The following is a 13,294-nucleotide window of genomic DNA, read 5'->3' as shown; positions in this document are numbered from 1 at the left end:
TCGTCTGGAAAATTAGTTGGTCATCGGGACCGGGGCTGGCAACGCATCACTGCTGTGGCTCAGTAGAGAGCCACTGCTGTAGGAGGACGTTGCCCGTGCTTCAACATAGCCTGCGGAGGGCGTTGCAGCCCGATGCTGCCGGGTTGCATGCCAGCTCGCCACTGTAACAGGCAGCGGATGCCGGACCTGAGAATCGCTGTCGCTGTCCGTCACGCTGGGTTTGGGTGTGACAGCCGCCACACGGGTCGGGACTGGTGTAGTCTGAGCGTGGCGTACAGGCTGCGGTGCATCTGCGGCACTGGCGACAGTGACAGGCGCGCGGGTTGCTGGCTGGCTGGCGCGTGCAGCATCCGCCATCTGCGTTGCAGCGCGGCGCGGAGCCACAGGCCGGGCTGCCGGAGCGGGCGCGGTGAGCTGTGCCGTGCGGACCGCAGCATCGTCCGCATCATCCAGAGCCGGACGCGGTGCGCGGTCATGATGCGCAACAGGACGGATAACCGGAGCCGTGCGTGCCGGTGTTTCTTCTGCAACGGTCATAGCAGCGTGGGGTGTCTGAGCTTCCTCGCCGTCCACGCTACGATCATGATGCGGAGCAGGGCGTACCGGTTTGGCATCGGCAACTGCGACAACAGCCGGATGCGCTGCTGCCACAGGCGCGGTCGGCTGAGCAGAGGCCAGTGTTGCGGCTGTCATGCCAGCGCGCGGATCTTCAGCCGGGATCTTGACTGTCGGTGCGGGCAGGCGGGCAGAAAGATCCGCCATACGGACAAACTGAGCCGGGTCCATGGTGTGGAGGCCCACCAGATGATGTTCCGCCAGACGGGTTAGCCGTTCCGGCTGGTTTTCCAGGGCCCATTCCGTACGCAGCATGGCTGTCTGGGAGCGCACGCGCTCTGTATCAGACACGATTTTGGAAATCTGCTGATCCAGAAGCGTGGTCTGATGCTTCTTTGTATAAAGGAAAAATCCCGAGGCAATGGCTAGGACAGCGCAGCAGCAGGTAAAGGGCCGGGGGATCATGGGATCAATCCTTTGCCGAAGGAGGAAACATCGGTCGAGCGTTTTTCTACAGCGCGGAGGCGGGCACTGCGGGCACGCGGGTTGGCGGCGCATTCAGCGTCACCTGGACGGAGGGGCCTCCCGGTGAGCGCGATAAAGGCGGCTTCATCCCCCTTCGTCAATGCTGCACGCGGGTCATAGCGTGAAAAACTTGTGGTTTTGCCGGTTGCAGCGCCCATCACCCGTTTGGCGATGCGGTCTTCCAGAGAATGGAAGGAGACCACAACCAGACGGCCACCGGGGGCCAGCAGATCAAGCGCCTGCGTCAGGCCGCGCTCAATCTCGCCAAGCTCGTCATTAACGGCAATGCGCAGGCCCTGAAAGGAACGGGTTGCGGCATCAATGCCTGAACGGTCAGACGGCACCACGCGGCGGATCAGGCCGGCCAGTTGCGCGGTTGTTTCAAACGGCGTTTCCACACGGTCGGCCACAATGGCGCGGGCCACACGGCGGGCATGGCGCTCTTCGCCATAAAAATGGAAAATGTCAGCCAGTTCGCTTTCCGGTGCCTTATTCACGATATCCGCAGCAGAGGGACCACTTTTTGCCATGCGCATATCCAGTGGACCATCCATGCGGAAGGAAAAGCCGCGCTCGGCTTCATCCAACTGGAAGGAGGACACGCCCAGATCCAGCACAATGCCGTCAAAAGCCGGGGCATCGGCTGCTTCTGTCAGGTCCGTCATGCTGCCAAACCCACCATGCAGCATATGCAGGCGGGACTGGCCTTCTGCGTTGGTAAAGCTGGCGGCCATGGCCTGTCCGCGTGCAATGGCGTCCGGGTCCCGGTCGATAGCCCATACGGCGCAGTCAGCACTTTTCAGAATGGCGGATGTATAACCGCCGCCGCCAAAGGTACAGTCGAGAATGGCATCGCCATCAGCAGGTTTCAGGCTTTCCAGCACTTCGGCCAGCATGACGGGCACATGGCCCGGAGCAGGTGCGCCGGAGGCCGGATGCAGAGTGGAGGAGGTGGTCAGGGCATTCATGCAGACCCTCCTTCCTGTCCATCACGCGCAGCGGGAATGCTGATGCGGCGGGACCGCTGACGGGCTTCGGCGCGGCGCTGGCGGGCGGCCTCGGGTTCCCAGATCTGAAAGGTGCGGCCTACGCCCATAAAGGCAACGGTCGTGCTTTCCGTAATGCCTGCATGCTCACGGAGAAAATCGGGAATAATGATGCGACCTTCACGGTCCGGATCAAGCGGGTAGGCATCCGCGTACAGGGCGGCGGCAAGGTCATCATGCTCATCAGAAAACATATCCAGCCGATCAAGCGGCTGGGTCAGGCGTGAGAAGGCTCCGGCAGGCCACGCTTCAATGCAGGGCATTGTATGGGATGGTCGCAGGATCACCAGTGAATCGCCTTCCGTATGCTGCGCCTTCAGAACAGTGCGGAATCCGGCAGGAATCGAAACGCGACCTTTCGCGTCAAACCGATTCTCATGCGTGCCGAGAAACACACTCACGTAAGACGATGTCCTTCTGATTCAGGCCTTTCCGTTCGCAGAACAGCGGGGAACGAAGCCGCCTCCACCACTTTCATGGTGTAATGTGGGATAGCATGGGATTTTATGGGACGCAAATTAAAAAGGCAGAAAAAACAGCAGAAAACCGCCATTTATGAAGTAGTTGCGCAGAACTGTTTGAGGCCGTGAAAGCAATGGTAAAATAGAGACCAACAAAACTTTGCCACGTCATGTTCTTCAAATGTTCTGCATATATGCGCAGATATCGGCAGAACACCGTGCCCGGCGTAATGAAATGAGGCAGAAACAGAAAATGCCAGACGGTCTGTAAGCCGGGTTCTGTCCAGCTCCGAAGAGCCTGGACGGTCATTCGTCTGGGACATGCCTCGCGACATGCCTCACGCAACCAACCCGAGCAGCGGGGCGGGAGAACCCCTGAAACCCTTGCAGGTTTCCGCCGCTCCTATTCGGTCTTGCTCCCGGTGGGGTTTACCCTGCCTCCTCTGTTGCCAGAGGAGCGGTGCGCTCTTACCGCACCGTTTCACCCTTACCTCCAGCTCAGGCCCATGGTTTCCCACGGATCATCGCCCGGAAGGCGGTTTGTTTTCTGTGGCACTTTCCCTAAGGTCACCCTCGCCAGCTGTTAGCTGGCACCGTTCTCCCGTGGAGCCCGGACTTTCCTCCCTCCTGCACATCATGCAGAACAGCGACCGTCCGACCGTCTGGCGGCGCCACCCTGCGTCGGGCGGCACAGCAGGTCAAGGGGCAAGCATGACGGAATCGTCTCGGCATGGCGCAAGAATGCAGTATGCTGGTGTCATGAGAGTTTCTGCAGAGCCTGAGACCGCTCAGGGTATTCCCGCTCGTCCCAATTTCTACTCCCGCATTCTGTTGGGGTGGATCCGCTGGCAGGGGGCGCGTAGCAAAGCCGGACCGTCCCAAAAATTTCAGCCTGTGGCAAAGACTCTCCGGGATGAATGCGCAGAGCGTGCAGAATTTCTGGCCGTGCTCCGCAAGGCGATGGATACGCCGTCTTTCCCAACCCGTCTTTCTGCGCTGGGTATCAGGAAAGTTCTGACCATTTCCGTGCCCGGTGCAACTGGCCCCATGCAGGCCCGGCTTTATCTGCCCTATGGGCGGGTGAGGGGCGCTGTGCTGTATCTGCACGGTGGCGGGTTTGTGCATTGCGGGCTGAATTCGCATCACGGCATGTGCTGTCGTCTTGCACGGGTGTCCGGTGCGGCGGTGCTGTTGCCGGATTATCGGCTGGCCCCGGAACATCCTTATCCCGCTGCGGCGGATGACAGTCAGGCGGCCCTGCGCTGGCTGGCTGGTGTGTCCGCCCGCTTCTGGGGCGGCAAGGTTGCTGTGGCGGGTGATAGTGCCGGGGGGAATCTGGCTGCCGTTCTGGCGCAGGATGGCGCGGCGGGGGAAGGGCCGGTCCCGGCGTTACAACTGCTGTATTATCCGTCCTTGTATGGTGCGCAGGTTTTCCCGTCGCATGATCTGTATGCAGAGGGGTATTTCCTCTCTCGTGCGTCCATGCAGTGGTATGGGGATCAGTATATCGCGCGGGAGGAAGACTGGGTTGCCCCGCGCTTTGTGCCCGGCCTCAATCCCAATCTGTCCGGCCTGGCCCCTGCTGTGATTGTCACGGCGGAATGTGACCCGATGCGGGATGAAGGCGTGGCCTACGCGCAGGCGCTACGGCAGGCGGGCGTGCCGGTGCAGTATAAATGCTATCGCGGCGCGGTGCATGGCTTCTTGAATTTTTATGCGCTCATGCCCCAGGGCAAGGCCGCGCTCCGGTTTGGTGGGCGCGCCTTGCGGAAAGCCTTTGCCTCAAAAGGCCCTTAGGGCATCGGGTGGAACTGGGTGGGGGAACCCTGATCTGACATGATGACGTGGTTCATCCGGTCAATCCGCAGGGTGAACAGCTTTGGCAGTTCGCCTTTGGGGCCGGGGCAGGAGCCGGATGTTTTCTGCATTACGTCAATGCGGGAGCCCGTTGGCGGGTCATTCCCGTTCACCACAAACAGCAGGCAGTCGGGCTTGATATTCGTCATGCCGTTATGTGTCACCACCACGCGCAGGTGGCGCACCAGAGCGGTATCATCAAACCAGCTTTCCGGTCGGAAAGTGTAGCGATCCGTCAGGGTGTCGATAACCCCCGTCTTGGCCAGCACAATCATCAGCACGGAAATAGGCACGACCAGTGCCAGACGGCGCAGAACATGCTGGCGCAACGTCCGTTTGCGGAAGGGGCCGCGCTGGGACAAGGGGGAGGGTTTGGAAGAGTTTGAGCTCATGTCAGCATATCTTCATGCCAGAGGGCACCGTCACGCGCCAGCAGGGCGCGGGTTGAAGCAGGCCCCCAGCTGCCAGCAGGGTAGGGTTCCAGTGGCGAGAGGGCATGGCGCCAGGAGTCCAGAATCGGTTCAATCCAGCGCCAGGAGGCTTCCACTTCATCCCGGCGGATGAATAGAGCCGGATTGCCGCGCACGGCATCCAGAAGCAGGCGCTCATAGGAATCGTGATATTCGATGGTGAACTGGTTTTCATACGACATATCAAGAACCCCATTCCGCACCCGGAAACCGCCTGCACTGGGGTCCTTGGTGGCCAGAACCAGTGAGAGCCCCTCGTCCGGCGCAATGCGAATCACCAGCCGTCCCGGTGAGGGCGTGTTGGTGAAAATGGGCCACATCTGCGGGCGGAATTGCAGCACGATTTCCGTCGTCTTGGCGGCAAGTCGTTTGCCGGTGCGCAGATAGAACGGGGTGTTACCCCAGCGCGCGGAGCGGATTTTTGTGCGGATGGCCACAAAGGTTTCTGTATTACTGGCGCGGTCCTGCCCCAGATCATCGGCGTAGCTCGGCACGTCCTGCCCATCAATACGGCCGGCGGTATACTGCCCGCGGATGACGTTGTGGCGGACCATATCGGGCGTCATCGGGCGGAGGGCGTTCAGAACCTTGAGCTTTTCGTTCCGCAGGTCATCCGCCTGGAGCGAGGCCGGGGCATCCATTGCCACCATGCACAGTACTTGTAGCAGGTGGTTCTGCACCATGTCGCGTAGCGCGCCGGATTCGTCATAATAGGGGCCGCGCTTGCCGACGCCGACTGTCTCAGCCGCCGTAATCTGCACATGGGCAATCGCATCGGAAGACCACAGTTTTTCCAGAGCCGGGTTGGCAAACCGCAGGGCCAGAATGTTCTGAACCCCTTCCTTCCCCAGATAATGGTCAATGCGGTAGATCGACTCTTCCGGGAAGAAGCGGCCAACACCGTCATTGATTTCCGCCGCGGTTTCCATGCTGACGCCAATGGGCTTTTCCAGCACCACGCGCGTAACGGGCGTAATCAGGGAATGGTCTGCAAGGGCGGCGCAGAGCGGAGCATACAAAGCAGGGCTGGTGGCCAGATAGAAGACTCGCGTGCGTTGCGGGTCATTCAGATGTTCTTCCAGCCCGCTCCAGTCGCTGCCTTCTTTGGTGGCATCCAGAGCAACATACTGCACCAGGGCAAGAAATTTGTTCAGCGTGTCCGCATCCCGTGCAGCAGCCGGGGCAAATTCGCTGAGGGCCTTGCGCACCTGTTCGCGGTACTGATCCGGGGAATGGGCGGAGCGTGCCACACAGATGATGCGGGCATCTTCCTGAAAATCCTGCGCATGGAACCGCCGCAAAAATGCAGGCAGCAGCTTGCGCATTGTCAGATCGCCCGTGGCGCCGAAAATAATGAAATCGAAAGGGTCAATCCGATTAATATGCGCCATGGCCATAGTACTCCCGCAAGATCGTGGGTGCCCTTGAAAAGCCCCAAACAAAGACTTTCTTCCCCCTGAGTGTGCTTTGAGAACGGGGCAGTCGGGAAAGCGTTGTGGCAGAGGGTTTGTCCATAAGGCTTCTGGCTGTCAAGGTAATTGACCGCGCGGGCGGCTCGCGATAAGCCCGCGCCTTTGGTGTTCGGGCGTGGCGGGCGAAAGGCCTGCCGCAGTCAGGCCCTGAACACGGTCTGTAAACGGGGGAACTTGAGCATGGATACCGAAGGATTTTCCGGTGGTGACGATGCCGCTGTGGGTGGTATTGCCGCCGATCGGCTGAGAAGCATCATCGAGCGGGTCGAGCGTCTGGAAGAAGAACGCAAAGCACTTGCCGGCGATATCAAGGATATCTTTACCGAAGCCAAGTCCGCCGGGTTTGATGTCAAAGTCATTCGGCAGATCATCCGTCTGCGCAAGCAGGAGCCGAGTGAAGTGGAAGAGCAGGAAACCCTGCTTGATATCTATCGTCGCGCCCTTGGAATGTAATGAAGACCGTGCCGGGCAGCGGGTTGCCGCAAGGGAGGCCGCTGGCACGGCATGGAATCCTGACATGTGGGGTCTGTAGGAAATGATGTCTGTGGTGTTTCCAGACTGGATGCCGCTCTGGGCGCAGCTGTTGGTGATAGCGGTTGTTATCGTCTTCGGGCTGGCGTTCCTGATGATGCCTTTTGCTGTCTTTGGCGTAAAAGGGCGTCTGGCGGAGCTGGAGCTGCAAATTCAGGAAATGCAGGCCGAGGTGCGGGCTCTGGCCATGCGTCTGGCGGCAGGGCAGGGGCAGGCTACGCGTCCGGTAGGAGATGAGGCGCTGAGCCGTCCGTCCGTGCCGGACGGTGTGCAGGTGGAAGAAATCCGTCCGCCGGAGCCAACCCGGCCATCTCCCATTCTGTCAGCCCCTGTGCTGACGCCTCTGCGCACCCCCAAGGTTTCCGATGCGTATGAACCGCGCCGGGAGGCACCACCGGCCCCTAATCTGGAGCCGGAGCCGCGGGATGGTGCGACCCGCCGTGTCATGCCCTGGCATGAGCCGCAGAAAGATGCGTCCGGGCGCAAAGAGCCGCTGGCGGATGCCATGCGCCGTTACCGTGCGCCAGATGCCGACCAGCCGCCTTATCGCCCTGATTTTTTACGGAACGCCGAGCAGCCTGCAGAGCCGCGGGTTAATCGGTCTTATGATGAGGAGACAGGACGGGCTGAGCCTGTGCTAAATTGGCCGCCCCGTAAGCCTGCTGATTTCTAACAACCGGAGGGGATGTCCCCTCCCTCAGACCATCACGAGGTCATCACGATGGATGATCTCGTCTCGTCCCTGCCAGCCCAGAATATCGTGAAGTTCTGTGGAGCGATGTCCGGCAATCTGGCGGGCATCGTCGGCATCATAAGCGGACAAGCCACGCGCCAGAACGCGGCCGCCATTATCCACCACCACAACCAGATCACCCTGCGTGAACTCGCCTTTGACGCCCAGCACACCTGCGGGCAGTAGGGAGCCACCATGACGCAGGGCGTCTGCTGCCCCATCATCAATCATGATTTCACCCGCAGGGGTCAGGCTTCCGGCAATCCACTGTTTGCGGGCTGTCTGCGCGCAGGCTTGCGGCAGGAACCATGAGCAGCGCGCGCCGTCCAGCAGGGCGCGCAGCGGGTGGTTCTGTTTACCAAGTGCGATGGCCATAGCGCAGCCGGAGCGGGTGGCAATGCCCGCCGCCAGAAGTTTGGTCCGCATGCCGCCGGAAGAATAGCCCGGCGGTGGTTCGCCTCCCATGGCTTCAATTTCCGGGGTCAGGGTCTCAATGACCGGCAGATGCTGGGCATCCGGGTTTGTGCGGGGGTCTGCTGTGTACAGGCCGTCAATATCGGACAGCAGAATGAGCTGATCCGCATCGGTCATCTGGGCGACACGCGCGGCGAGGCGGTCATTATCGCCAAACCGGATTTCTGCCGTGGCGATGGTGTCATTCTCGTTGATAACCGGCACACAGCCCAGACCCAGCAACGTGTCCAGCGTGGCGCGCGCGTTCAGGTAACGCTGGCGGTCTTCTGTGTCTTCCGGTGTCAGCAAAAGCTGAGCCGCCGTAAGGCCCTGTGTGGAAAGGGCATGGCTCCATGCCTGTGCCAGACTGATCTGGCCGACGGCAGCAGCAGCCTGTTTTTCCGGCAGGCGGAGGGTGCGGTTTGTTAATCCCAGCGTATGGCGGGCCAGTGCAATGGCCCCGGAGGAGACAACGGTCACGTCCGTGCCCTGCCGCCGCAGCTGGGCGATGTCTTCCGCCACACTGGCCAGCCAGGCCTGCCGTGGGGCAGCTTTATCCGGGTCCACCACCAGCGCACTGCCGATCTTGATAACAAGCCGGCGGGCGGAAGAAAGGGAGGGGCTGGTGGGGCGTCCGGTCATGGAAAACAATCCATTCTATGTCGTGGCCCCCGGAGGGGCTTGCAGGCTTAAGCGGGGTTTTCTTCATCCTTACGGATGGCTGTGACCTGTGTCTGAATGGCCCGGAGAAGTTCCGGAACACCCTGCCGCGTGGCAGCGGAAATCAGCATGACCGGAGCGCCGCTGGCTTTTTCCAGCGCCCGTTTGCGGGCAGAGGCTTCCCGCGGGGTCATGGCGTCATTCTTGTTCAGGGCAATAATTTCCGGCTTATCGGCCAGCCCACCGCCGTAGGCATCCAGCTCGTGCCGGATGGTGCGCCAGGCATCCACAACATCACCTGCTGCGCCATCAATCAGATGCAGCAGAATGGCGCAGCGTTCCACGTGACCCAGAAAGCGGTCACCCAGACCAGTGCCCTCATGCGCACCTTCAATCAGCCCCGGAATATCCGCGACCACAAATTCTTCTGTCATGGACAGGCGCACAACGCCCAGCTGGGGGTGCAGGGTGGTGAAGGGATAATCGGCAATTTTAGGCCGTGCGGCGGATACAACTGAAAGGAACGTGGACTTCCCGGCATTGGGCAGGCCGACCAGACCGACATCGGCAATCAGCTTCAGGCGCAGCCAGACCCAGCGTTCTTCACCCGGCCAGCCCTTATCAGACCGGCGCGGTGCGCGGTTGGTGCTGCTTTTGTAATTCGCGTTCCCATAGCCGCCATCGCCGCCCCGGCAGAGGGTGATGGTCTTTCCCGCTTCATCCAGATCAGCCAGCAGGGTTTCCCGGTCATCATCAAAAATCTGCGTGCCGATAGGCACTTTGATGACCACGTTCTGCGCAGCAGCACCCGTACGGTCAGACCCGGCCCCGTTGCCACCCTTACGGGCGCGGAAATGCTGGGTGTACCGGAAGTCGATCAGGGTGTTGAGGTTGGGGACGGCTTCAAAAATAACATCGCCACCACGGCCGCCATTGCCCCCGTCCGGACCGCCGAATTCAATATATTTTTCCCGGCGGAAGGCGGTGACACCATCTCCGCCATCGCCGGAGCGGACGTAGATTTTTGCCTGATCAAGAAACTTCATGGGATACTTTCAACGCCTGAACATGAAAAAGGGCCGATCCTGTGAGGACCGGCCCCTTGCCATTCCGGCCACGGGAAAAACGCGTGGTGGAGCTTGCCGAATACTTATTCAGCAGCTGCCGGCAGCGCGTCCACGGAAACGTGCACGCGGCCTTCGGCGCGACGCTCAAAGCGCACGCTGCCGTCAACCAGAGCGAAGATGGTGTGGTCACGACCAACACCAACGTTAGCGCCCGGCTTCATCTTCGTGCCGCGCTGGCGGATGATGATGTTGCCAGCGATAACCTGTTCGCCACCAAATTTTTTGACGCCAAGACGGCGTCCGGCGCTGTCGCGCCCGTTACGGGATGAACCGCCTGCTTTTTTTTGTGCCATGACCTAAGTCCTCCTTGGTCTTACCAGCCGAACCCTATGGGGCTCAGGCGGCGTTAATCTCTTGGATGCGCAGAACGGTAACCGGCTGGCGGTGGCCATTCTTGCGGCGGCTGTTCTGCCGGCGGCGCTTCTTGAAGATGATGACCTTCTTGAGGCGGTCCTGAGCGATGACGGTTGCCGTCACCTTTGCGCCAGCAACGGTGGGGGCGCCAATGGTGGTAGTGCCTTCGCCACCTACGGCAAGAACTTCATCAAAGGTGATGGTAGCGCCAGCTTCGGTTTCCAGCTTTTCAACCTTGAGCACCATGTTGGGCTCAACCCGATACTGCTTGCCGCCGGTGCGGATAACTGCGAACATAAAACCTGTCTCTCTTTCCGATCTCTTGACCTTCCGCGGCACAGGCGCAGGCGAAGGGTCTGGTCGCTTTTTGTTCCTTGGCCGCATTGGCGGCATGGCTCCATCTGTGTGGAGTGGTGCGGCTTTTTACGGGGAGTCTCCCCCGCTCGTCAACAAGAACTTGCTAAAGCCGGGGATCTCTGCTTGCGCACCATAAAAACCCTGCTTATAAGCCGCCCAACGGAGAGGTGCCGGAGCGGTCGAACGGGGCGGTCTCGAAAACCGTTGTGCGAGCAATCGTACCGAGGGTTCGAATCCCTCCCTCTCCGCCAGATGATGAATTCCATACAAAGTATTAGTTAGTCAGGTGAGCAATGTTTGCCCGCGCTGGTGTGAATTCAGGCTGCGGCTCATTACGTCTTAAGAGTGTACCGTCATGAGGTAATCAGCTGCGACGTGTAACTCGTCTTGTCCGAAATAGAGGACATGAAAACACATTCTCTACAGGGGGGTGTATAAGCCAGTAGAGTGTTCATTCTTTATAGAAATGTCAGAATTTAACCGTAACGAGCTTTAGTTGCAGGTCTGGATAACTGATTTGATGCCATCGCGGGCTTCAGGATTTTCGCCTGCATAGCCGGGGCAGCTGCTGTGATAGAAGTTTTTGCAGCCCGACAGTGTGAATGCGACCAGCACAACCAAGGCTACTTTTTTTCCTACAGTCATTACGCTTCCGCCTTCATCGTGTTGTCTGAACTGGTATGAATTTTCTGATCGCAGCTTGTCCATTCTTTTCTGGCCCCGGTCAATCTGCGGCCAGCTTATGGCAGCCCTGCCATGCAGCCCTCCGCTCTCTTTCGTCGCGCCGTTGGTTCCCTGAAAGATCCGGGCCGGGGAGCAGGCGAGGGCTTCAGGGTCGGCTATGAGCAGACCCTGATGAGAGACCTCCCCTTAGGAAAGCGGCTGCGCGTTACGCCGCAGAAAAACGGGCAGCGATATCGGCTACGCGTTTGCCATACAGAGTAGCGGTATCCAGATCGCCCTGCGGAATTTCATCCACGCTGGCATCAGCCGGGCTTTGCACCAGCAGGCCGACAGACCCGCCAAGATTATTAATGTCCGTGCGCTTGGCGGCTTTGGTGTTGGCCGGGGCCAGGCCAAGGCTGACCCAGATGCCACCATGCTGAGAGGCAAGGGTGTTTAGCCACTCCAGCGTCACAGCTTTATCGCCATTCAGGCTGGCGCTATTGGTAAAGCCGCCGAAAATCTTGTTTTCCCACCCGCGGATGAACCAGATTTTGGACGTGGCATCAGCAAATTTTTTGAACTGCCAGCTGGCATTGCCCATGTAGGTCGGTGCGCCGAAAATAATGGCTTTGGCGGCGTTCAGCTTGTCCCATGCGTCTTCCGGGATGTCGCCGTTTTCATCAATGGTGATGAGGGTTGCGTTCGCACCCTGTGCCACATGCTCTGCCACTTTGCGCGTGTGACCATAGCCGGAATGATAAACAACAAGAACGTCGGACATGTCTCTTTAAATCCTTATCGGAATGTGCCGCGTTGGAGGCGCGTTTGTGAAGTGGTCAGGCCACCATGCCATCCACACCGGGACGCGATAAGAACCGTTTTTAAGATGTCATCTCCAACTCAGGGAGTGAAATCACTCTTGTTCTGTTGTCGCCATGCGCGGGGCGACATGCCGCTCCATTTCCGGAAGGCCCGGCTGAAGGCGCTGGTTTCCGTATAGGCCAGCGTGCGGGCAATTTCGCTGATGTCATGCATGGGTATGGCGAGATAGCGCAGGGCTTCTGCGTAGCGGGTTTCTTCCAGCAAAGCGGAATAGGACAGATTGAGCTGCGCCAGCCTGCGTTGCAGGGTCCAGGGCGGCAGGGTCATCCGGGCGGCAATATCGGGAAATTCGATATGTCCATCTTCAAGCGCCGCCCGGATGTGCTGAACGACCTGTTCTTTCAGGGAAAGATGCGGGGCAGCCAACTCCGGCCTGCTGCGGGCAAGAGAGATGAGGGACGAGCGGATGACTTCCAGCATAATCGGGTCCGCGTCTGGCATCGGGCGATCCAGCCCTGTTTTGCGGAACACCAGAGCATTGGTGGGGCACTGGAAACGGATATTGGCCTGAAACGCCTGCCGATGCTCTTCAGCCTGTTCTGGCTGGCTGTGTTCAAAATGCACTTCTTCCGGCGCCCAGTCCGGCCCCAGCGCATGGCGTAGAATGTTGCAGAACATCCCCATGGTGAGTTCGGCGTCGTGCCGCCGCGTGAGAATGGCCGGGTCCCGAATGGCATAGTCCAGCCGGAGCAGATCCCCCTGCTGCACAAATCGGGTTTCTGTGCGGGCCTGATGATAGCCGAAATGCGAGGCCAGATTGTGCAGGGCATCGGAGACTGTTGGGGAGAGAAGCGCTACATAGCCGATCAGCCCCAGCTTGCGCGGGTCAAACTGCTGGCCGAACCAGAGGCCGATATTGCCATTCTGCGTATCGGCTGCGGCTTCATGAAACAGGCGGCAATAGGCACCCAGATCCAGCGCATCGGTCGGAAGGGAAAACTGGCGGGTGGAGAGGCCTGCGCGCCCCGCAATGCGGTCGATATCCCCGCCACGGTCCTGCATGAAGCGTTCCACCCCCCACGCGGCGGCGGCGAGAACGCTGGCGTTTTCTCCTGTGCCGGAAAAGCGGGGCATGGTGTCCTCAGTATAGTAGTGGCGGTCTTTACCAGTCTGAACGTTGTAAAGTGTCAAAAGTTTGTTGGTAT

General features: G+C 59.7%; 15 protein-coding genes, 1 tRNA gene and 1 other RNA gene. 4 read left to right on the top strand and 13 right to left on the bottom strand.

Going from position 1 to position 13,294, the window contains the following annotated elements; all coding sequences use genetic code 11:
- Window positions 1-12: 12 nt before the first annotated feature.
- The 4 genes from ACHQGU_RS11160 to rnpB form a co-directional block, all read right to left on the bottom strand.
- Entirely contained in the window at window positions 13-1,020 is a 1,008-nt protein-coding gene (locus ACHQGU_RS11160) for a hypothetical protein (RefSeq protein ID WP_395495057.1), read from the bottom strand.
- The gene (gene rsmH / locus ACHQGU_RS11155; RefSeq protein WP_395495056.1) at window positions 1,017-2,048 is read right to left on the bottom strand and encodes a 16S rRNA (cytosine(1402)-N(4))-methyltransferase RsmH; all 1,032 of its coding nucleotides are present in this window, start codon (window positions 2,046-2,048) and stop codon (window positions 1,017-1,019) included. Before rsmH ends, ACHQGU_RS11160 begins: the two co-directional genes overlap by 4 nt.
- Window positions 2,045-2,527, bottom strand: a complete 483-nt coding sequence (gene mraZ, locus ACHQGU_RS11150) for a division/cell wall cluster transcriptional repressor MraZ (RefSeq protein WP_062141681.1) — start codon at window positions 2,525-2,527, stop codon at window positions 2,045-2,047. Before mraZ ends, rsmH begins: the two co-directional genes overlap by 4 nt.
- Window positions 2,528-2,839: 312 nt before the next feature.
- An RNA gene (rnpB, locus tag ACHQGU_RS11145) (RNase P RNA component class A) lies at window positions 2,840-3,253 on the bottom strand.
- A gap of 93 nt (window positions 3,254-3,346) precedes the next feature.
- Here rnpB and ACHQGU_RS11140 point away from each other — a divergent pair.
- Window positions 3,347-4,384: an alpha/beta hydrolase gene (locus ACHQGU_RS11140; protein WP_395495055.1), complete on the top strand. Its 1,038-nt coding sequence runs from the start codon at window positions 3,347-3,349 to the stop codon at window positions 4,382-4,384.
- Here ACHQGU_RS11140 and ACHQGU_RS11135 read toward each other — a convergent pair.
- A complete protein-coding gene (locus ACHQGU_RS11135; protein ID WP_062271577.1) occupies window positions 4,381-4,836 on the bottom strand; it encodes a hypothetical protein in 456 nt (151 codons plus the stop codon). The genes ACHQGU_RS11140 and ACHQGU_RS11135 overlap by 4 nt on opposite strands.
- Window positions 4,833-6,305, bottom strand: coding sequence for a glucose-6-phosphate dehydrogenase (gene zwf, locus ACHQGU_RS11130; RefSeq protein ID WP_395495054.1), 1,473 nt, complete (start codon window positions 6,303-6,305; stop codon window positions 4,833-4,835). The genes ACHQGU_RS11135 and zwf overlap by 4 nt, the downstream gene beginning before the upstream one ends.
- A gap of 261 nt (window positions 6,306-6,566) precedes the next feature.
- Here zwf and ACHQGU_RS11125 point away from each other — a divergent pair, with 261 nt between their 5' ends.
- A complete protein-coding gene (locus tag ACHQGU_RS11125; RefSeq protein WP_025825221.1) occupies window positions 6,567-6,839 on the top strand; it encodes a DUF2312 domain-containing protein in 273 nt (90 codons plus the stop codon).
- A gap of 82 nt (window positions 6,840-6,921) precedes the next feature.
- Complete coding sequence (locus ACHQGU_RS11120; protein WP_395495053.1) at window positions 6,922-7,590, top strand: hypothetical protein; 669 nt, start codon at window positions 6,922-6,924, stop codon at window positions 7,588-7,590.
- A 24-nt stretch (window positions 7,591-7,614) separates the two neighbouring features.
- Here ACHQGU_RS11120 and proB read toward each other — a convergent pair whose 3' ends face one another.
- From proB to rplU, 4 genes are all read right to left on the bottom strand, one after another.
- A complete protein-coding gene (proB, locus tag ACHQGU_RS11115) occupies window positions 7,615-8,745 on the bottom strand; it encodes a glutamate 5-kinase (RefSeq protein WP_395495052.1) in 1,131 nt (376 codons plus the stop codon).
- 47 nt (window positions 8,746-8,792) lie between these two features.
- The gene (gene obgE / locus ACHQGU_RS11110) at window positions 8,793-9,809 is read right to left on the bottom strand and encodes a GTPase ObgE (protein ID WP_395495051.1); all 1,017 of its coding nucleotides are present in this window, start codon (window positions 9,807-9,809) and stop codon (window positions 8,793-8,795) included.
- Window positions 9,810-9,913: 104 nt separating this feature from the next.
- Window positions 9,914-10,183 carry a 50S ribosomal protein L27 gene (gene rpmA / locus ACHQGU_RS11105; protein WP_043553668.1) on the bottom strand — a complete coding sequence of 90 codons (270 nt, stop codon included), beginning with the start codon at window positions 10,181-10,183 and terminating at the stop codon, window positions 9,914-9,916.
- 43 nt (window positions 10,184-10,226) lie between these two features.
- Window positions 10,227-10,541: a 50S ribosomal protein L21 gene (rplU, locus tag ACHQGU_RS11100; protein WP_006559166.1), complete on the bottom strand. Its 315-nt coding sequence runs from the start codon at window positions 10,539-10,541 to the stop codon at window positions 10,227-10,229.
- Between the two features lie 221 nt (window positions 10,542-10,762).
- On the opposite strand from rplU, the gene ACHQGU_RS11095 reads away from it, so the two are divergent.
- Window positions 10,763-10,852: transfer RNA gene (locus tag ACHQGU_RS11095), tRNA-Ser, on the top strand.
- Window positions 10,853-11,093: 241 nt separating this feature from the next.
- Here the strand turns inward: ACHQGU_RS11095 and ACHQGU_RS11090 are convergent.
- From ACHQGU_RS11090 to ACHQGU_RS11080, 3 genes are all read right to left on the bottom strand, one after another.
- Complete coding sequence (locus ACHQGU_RS11090) at window positions 11,094-11,309, bottom strand: hypothetical protein (RefSeq protein ID WP_215755464.1); 216 nt, start codon at window positions 11,307-11,309, stop codon at window positions 11,094-11,096.
- A 181-nt stretch (window positions 11,310-11,490) separates the two neighbouring features.
- Window positions 11,491-12,048, bottom strand: a complete 558-nt coding sequence (locus ACHQGU_RS11085) for a flavodoxin family protein (protein WP_395495050.1) — start codon at window positions 12,046-12,048, stop codon at window positions 11,491-11,493.
- Window positions 12,049-12,167: 119 nt separating this feature from the next.
- Window positions 12,168-13,223 (bottom strand): AraC family transcriptional regulator, encoded by a 1,056-nt coding sequence (locus ACHQGU_RS11080; RefSeq protein ID WP_395496424.1) that lies wholly within the window; start codon window positions 13,221-13,223, stop codon window positions 12,168-12,170.
- Window positions 13,224-13,294 lie beyond the last annotated feature (71 nt).

The organism is Acetobacter sp. KSO5 (assembly GCF_044094635.1).
Classification (GTDB): Bacteria; Pseudomonadota; Alphaproteobacteria; order Acetobacterales; family Acetobacteraceae; genus Acetobacter; species Acetobacter cerevisiae.
Note: the sequence above shows the minus strand (reverse complement) of the source record. Positions and strands in the feature narration are given on the sequence as shown.

What these genes read in the sequence shown, in the direction of transcription:
- ACHQGU_RS11160 (WP_395495057.1), bottom strand. Translation starts at nt 1,020, where the DNA reads ATGATCCCCCGGCCCTTTACCTGCTGCTGCGCTGTCCTAGCCATTGCC.
- rsmH (WP_395495056.1), bottom strand. Translation starts at nt 2,048, where the DNA reads ATGAATGCCCTGACCACCTCCTCCACTCTGCATCCGGCCTCCGGCGCA.
- ACHQGU_RS11140 (WP_395495055.1), top strand. Translation starts at nt 3,347, where the DNA reads ATGAGAGTTTCTGCAGAGCCTGAGACCGCTCAGGGTATTCCCGCTCGT.
- ACHQGU_RS11135 (WP_062271577.1), bottom strand. Translation starts at nt 4,836, where the DNA reads ATGAGCTCAAACTCTTCCAAACCCTCCCCCTTGTCCCAGCGCGGCCCC.
- zwf (WP_395495054.1), bottom strand. Translation starts at nt 6,305, where the DNA reads ATGGCGCATATTAATCGGATTGACCCTTTCGATTTCATTATTTTCGGC.
- ACHQGU_RS11125 (WP_025825221.1), top strand. Translation starts at nt 6,567, where the DNA reads ATGGATACCGAAGGATTTTCCGGTGGTGACGATGCCGCTGTGGGTGGT.
- ACHQGU_RS11120 (WP_395495053.1), top strand. Translation starts at nt 6,922, where the DNA reads ATGATGTCTGTGGTGTTTCCAGACTGGATGCCGCTCTGGGCGCAGCTG.
- proB (WP_395495052.1), bottom strand. Translation starts at nt 8,745, where the DNA reads ATGACCGGACGCCCCACCAGCCCCTCCCTTTCTTCCGCCCGCCGGCTT.
- obgE (WP_395495051.1), bottom strand. Translation starts at nt 9,809, where the DNA reads ATGAAGTTTCTTGATCAGGCAAAAATCTACGTCCGCTCCGGCGATGGC.
- rpmA (WP_043553668.1), bottom strand. Translation starts at nt 10,183, where the DNA reads ATGGCACAAAAAAAAGCAGGCGGTTCATCCCGTAACGGGCGCGACAGC.
- rplU (WP_006559166.1), bottom strand. Translation starts at nt 10,541, where the DNA reads ATGTTCGCAGTTATCCGCACCGGCGGCAAGCAGTATCGGGTTGAGCCC.
- ACHQGU_RS11090 (WP_215755464.1), bottom strand. Translation starts at nt 11,309, where the DNA reads ATGGACAAGCTGCGATCAGAAAATTCATACCAGTTCAGACAACACGAT.
- ACHQGU_RS11085 (WP_395495050.1), bottom strand. Translation starts at nt 12,048, where the DNA reads ATGTCCGACGTTCTTGTTGTTTATCATTCCGGCTATGGTCACACGCGC.
- ACHQGU_RS11080 (WP_395496424.1), bottom strand. Translation starts at nt 13,223, where the DNA reads ATGCCCCGCTTTTCCGGCACAGGAGAAAACGCCAGCGTTCTCGCCGCC.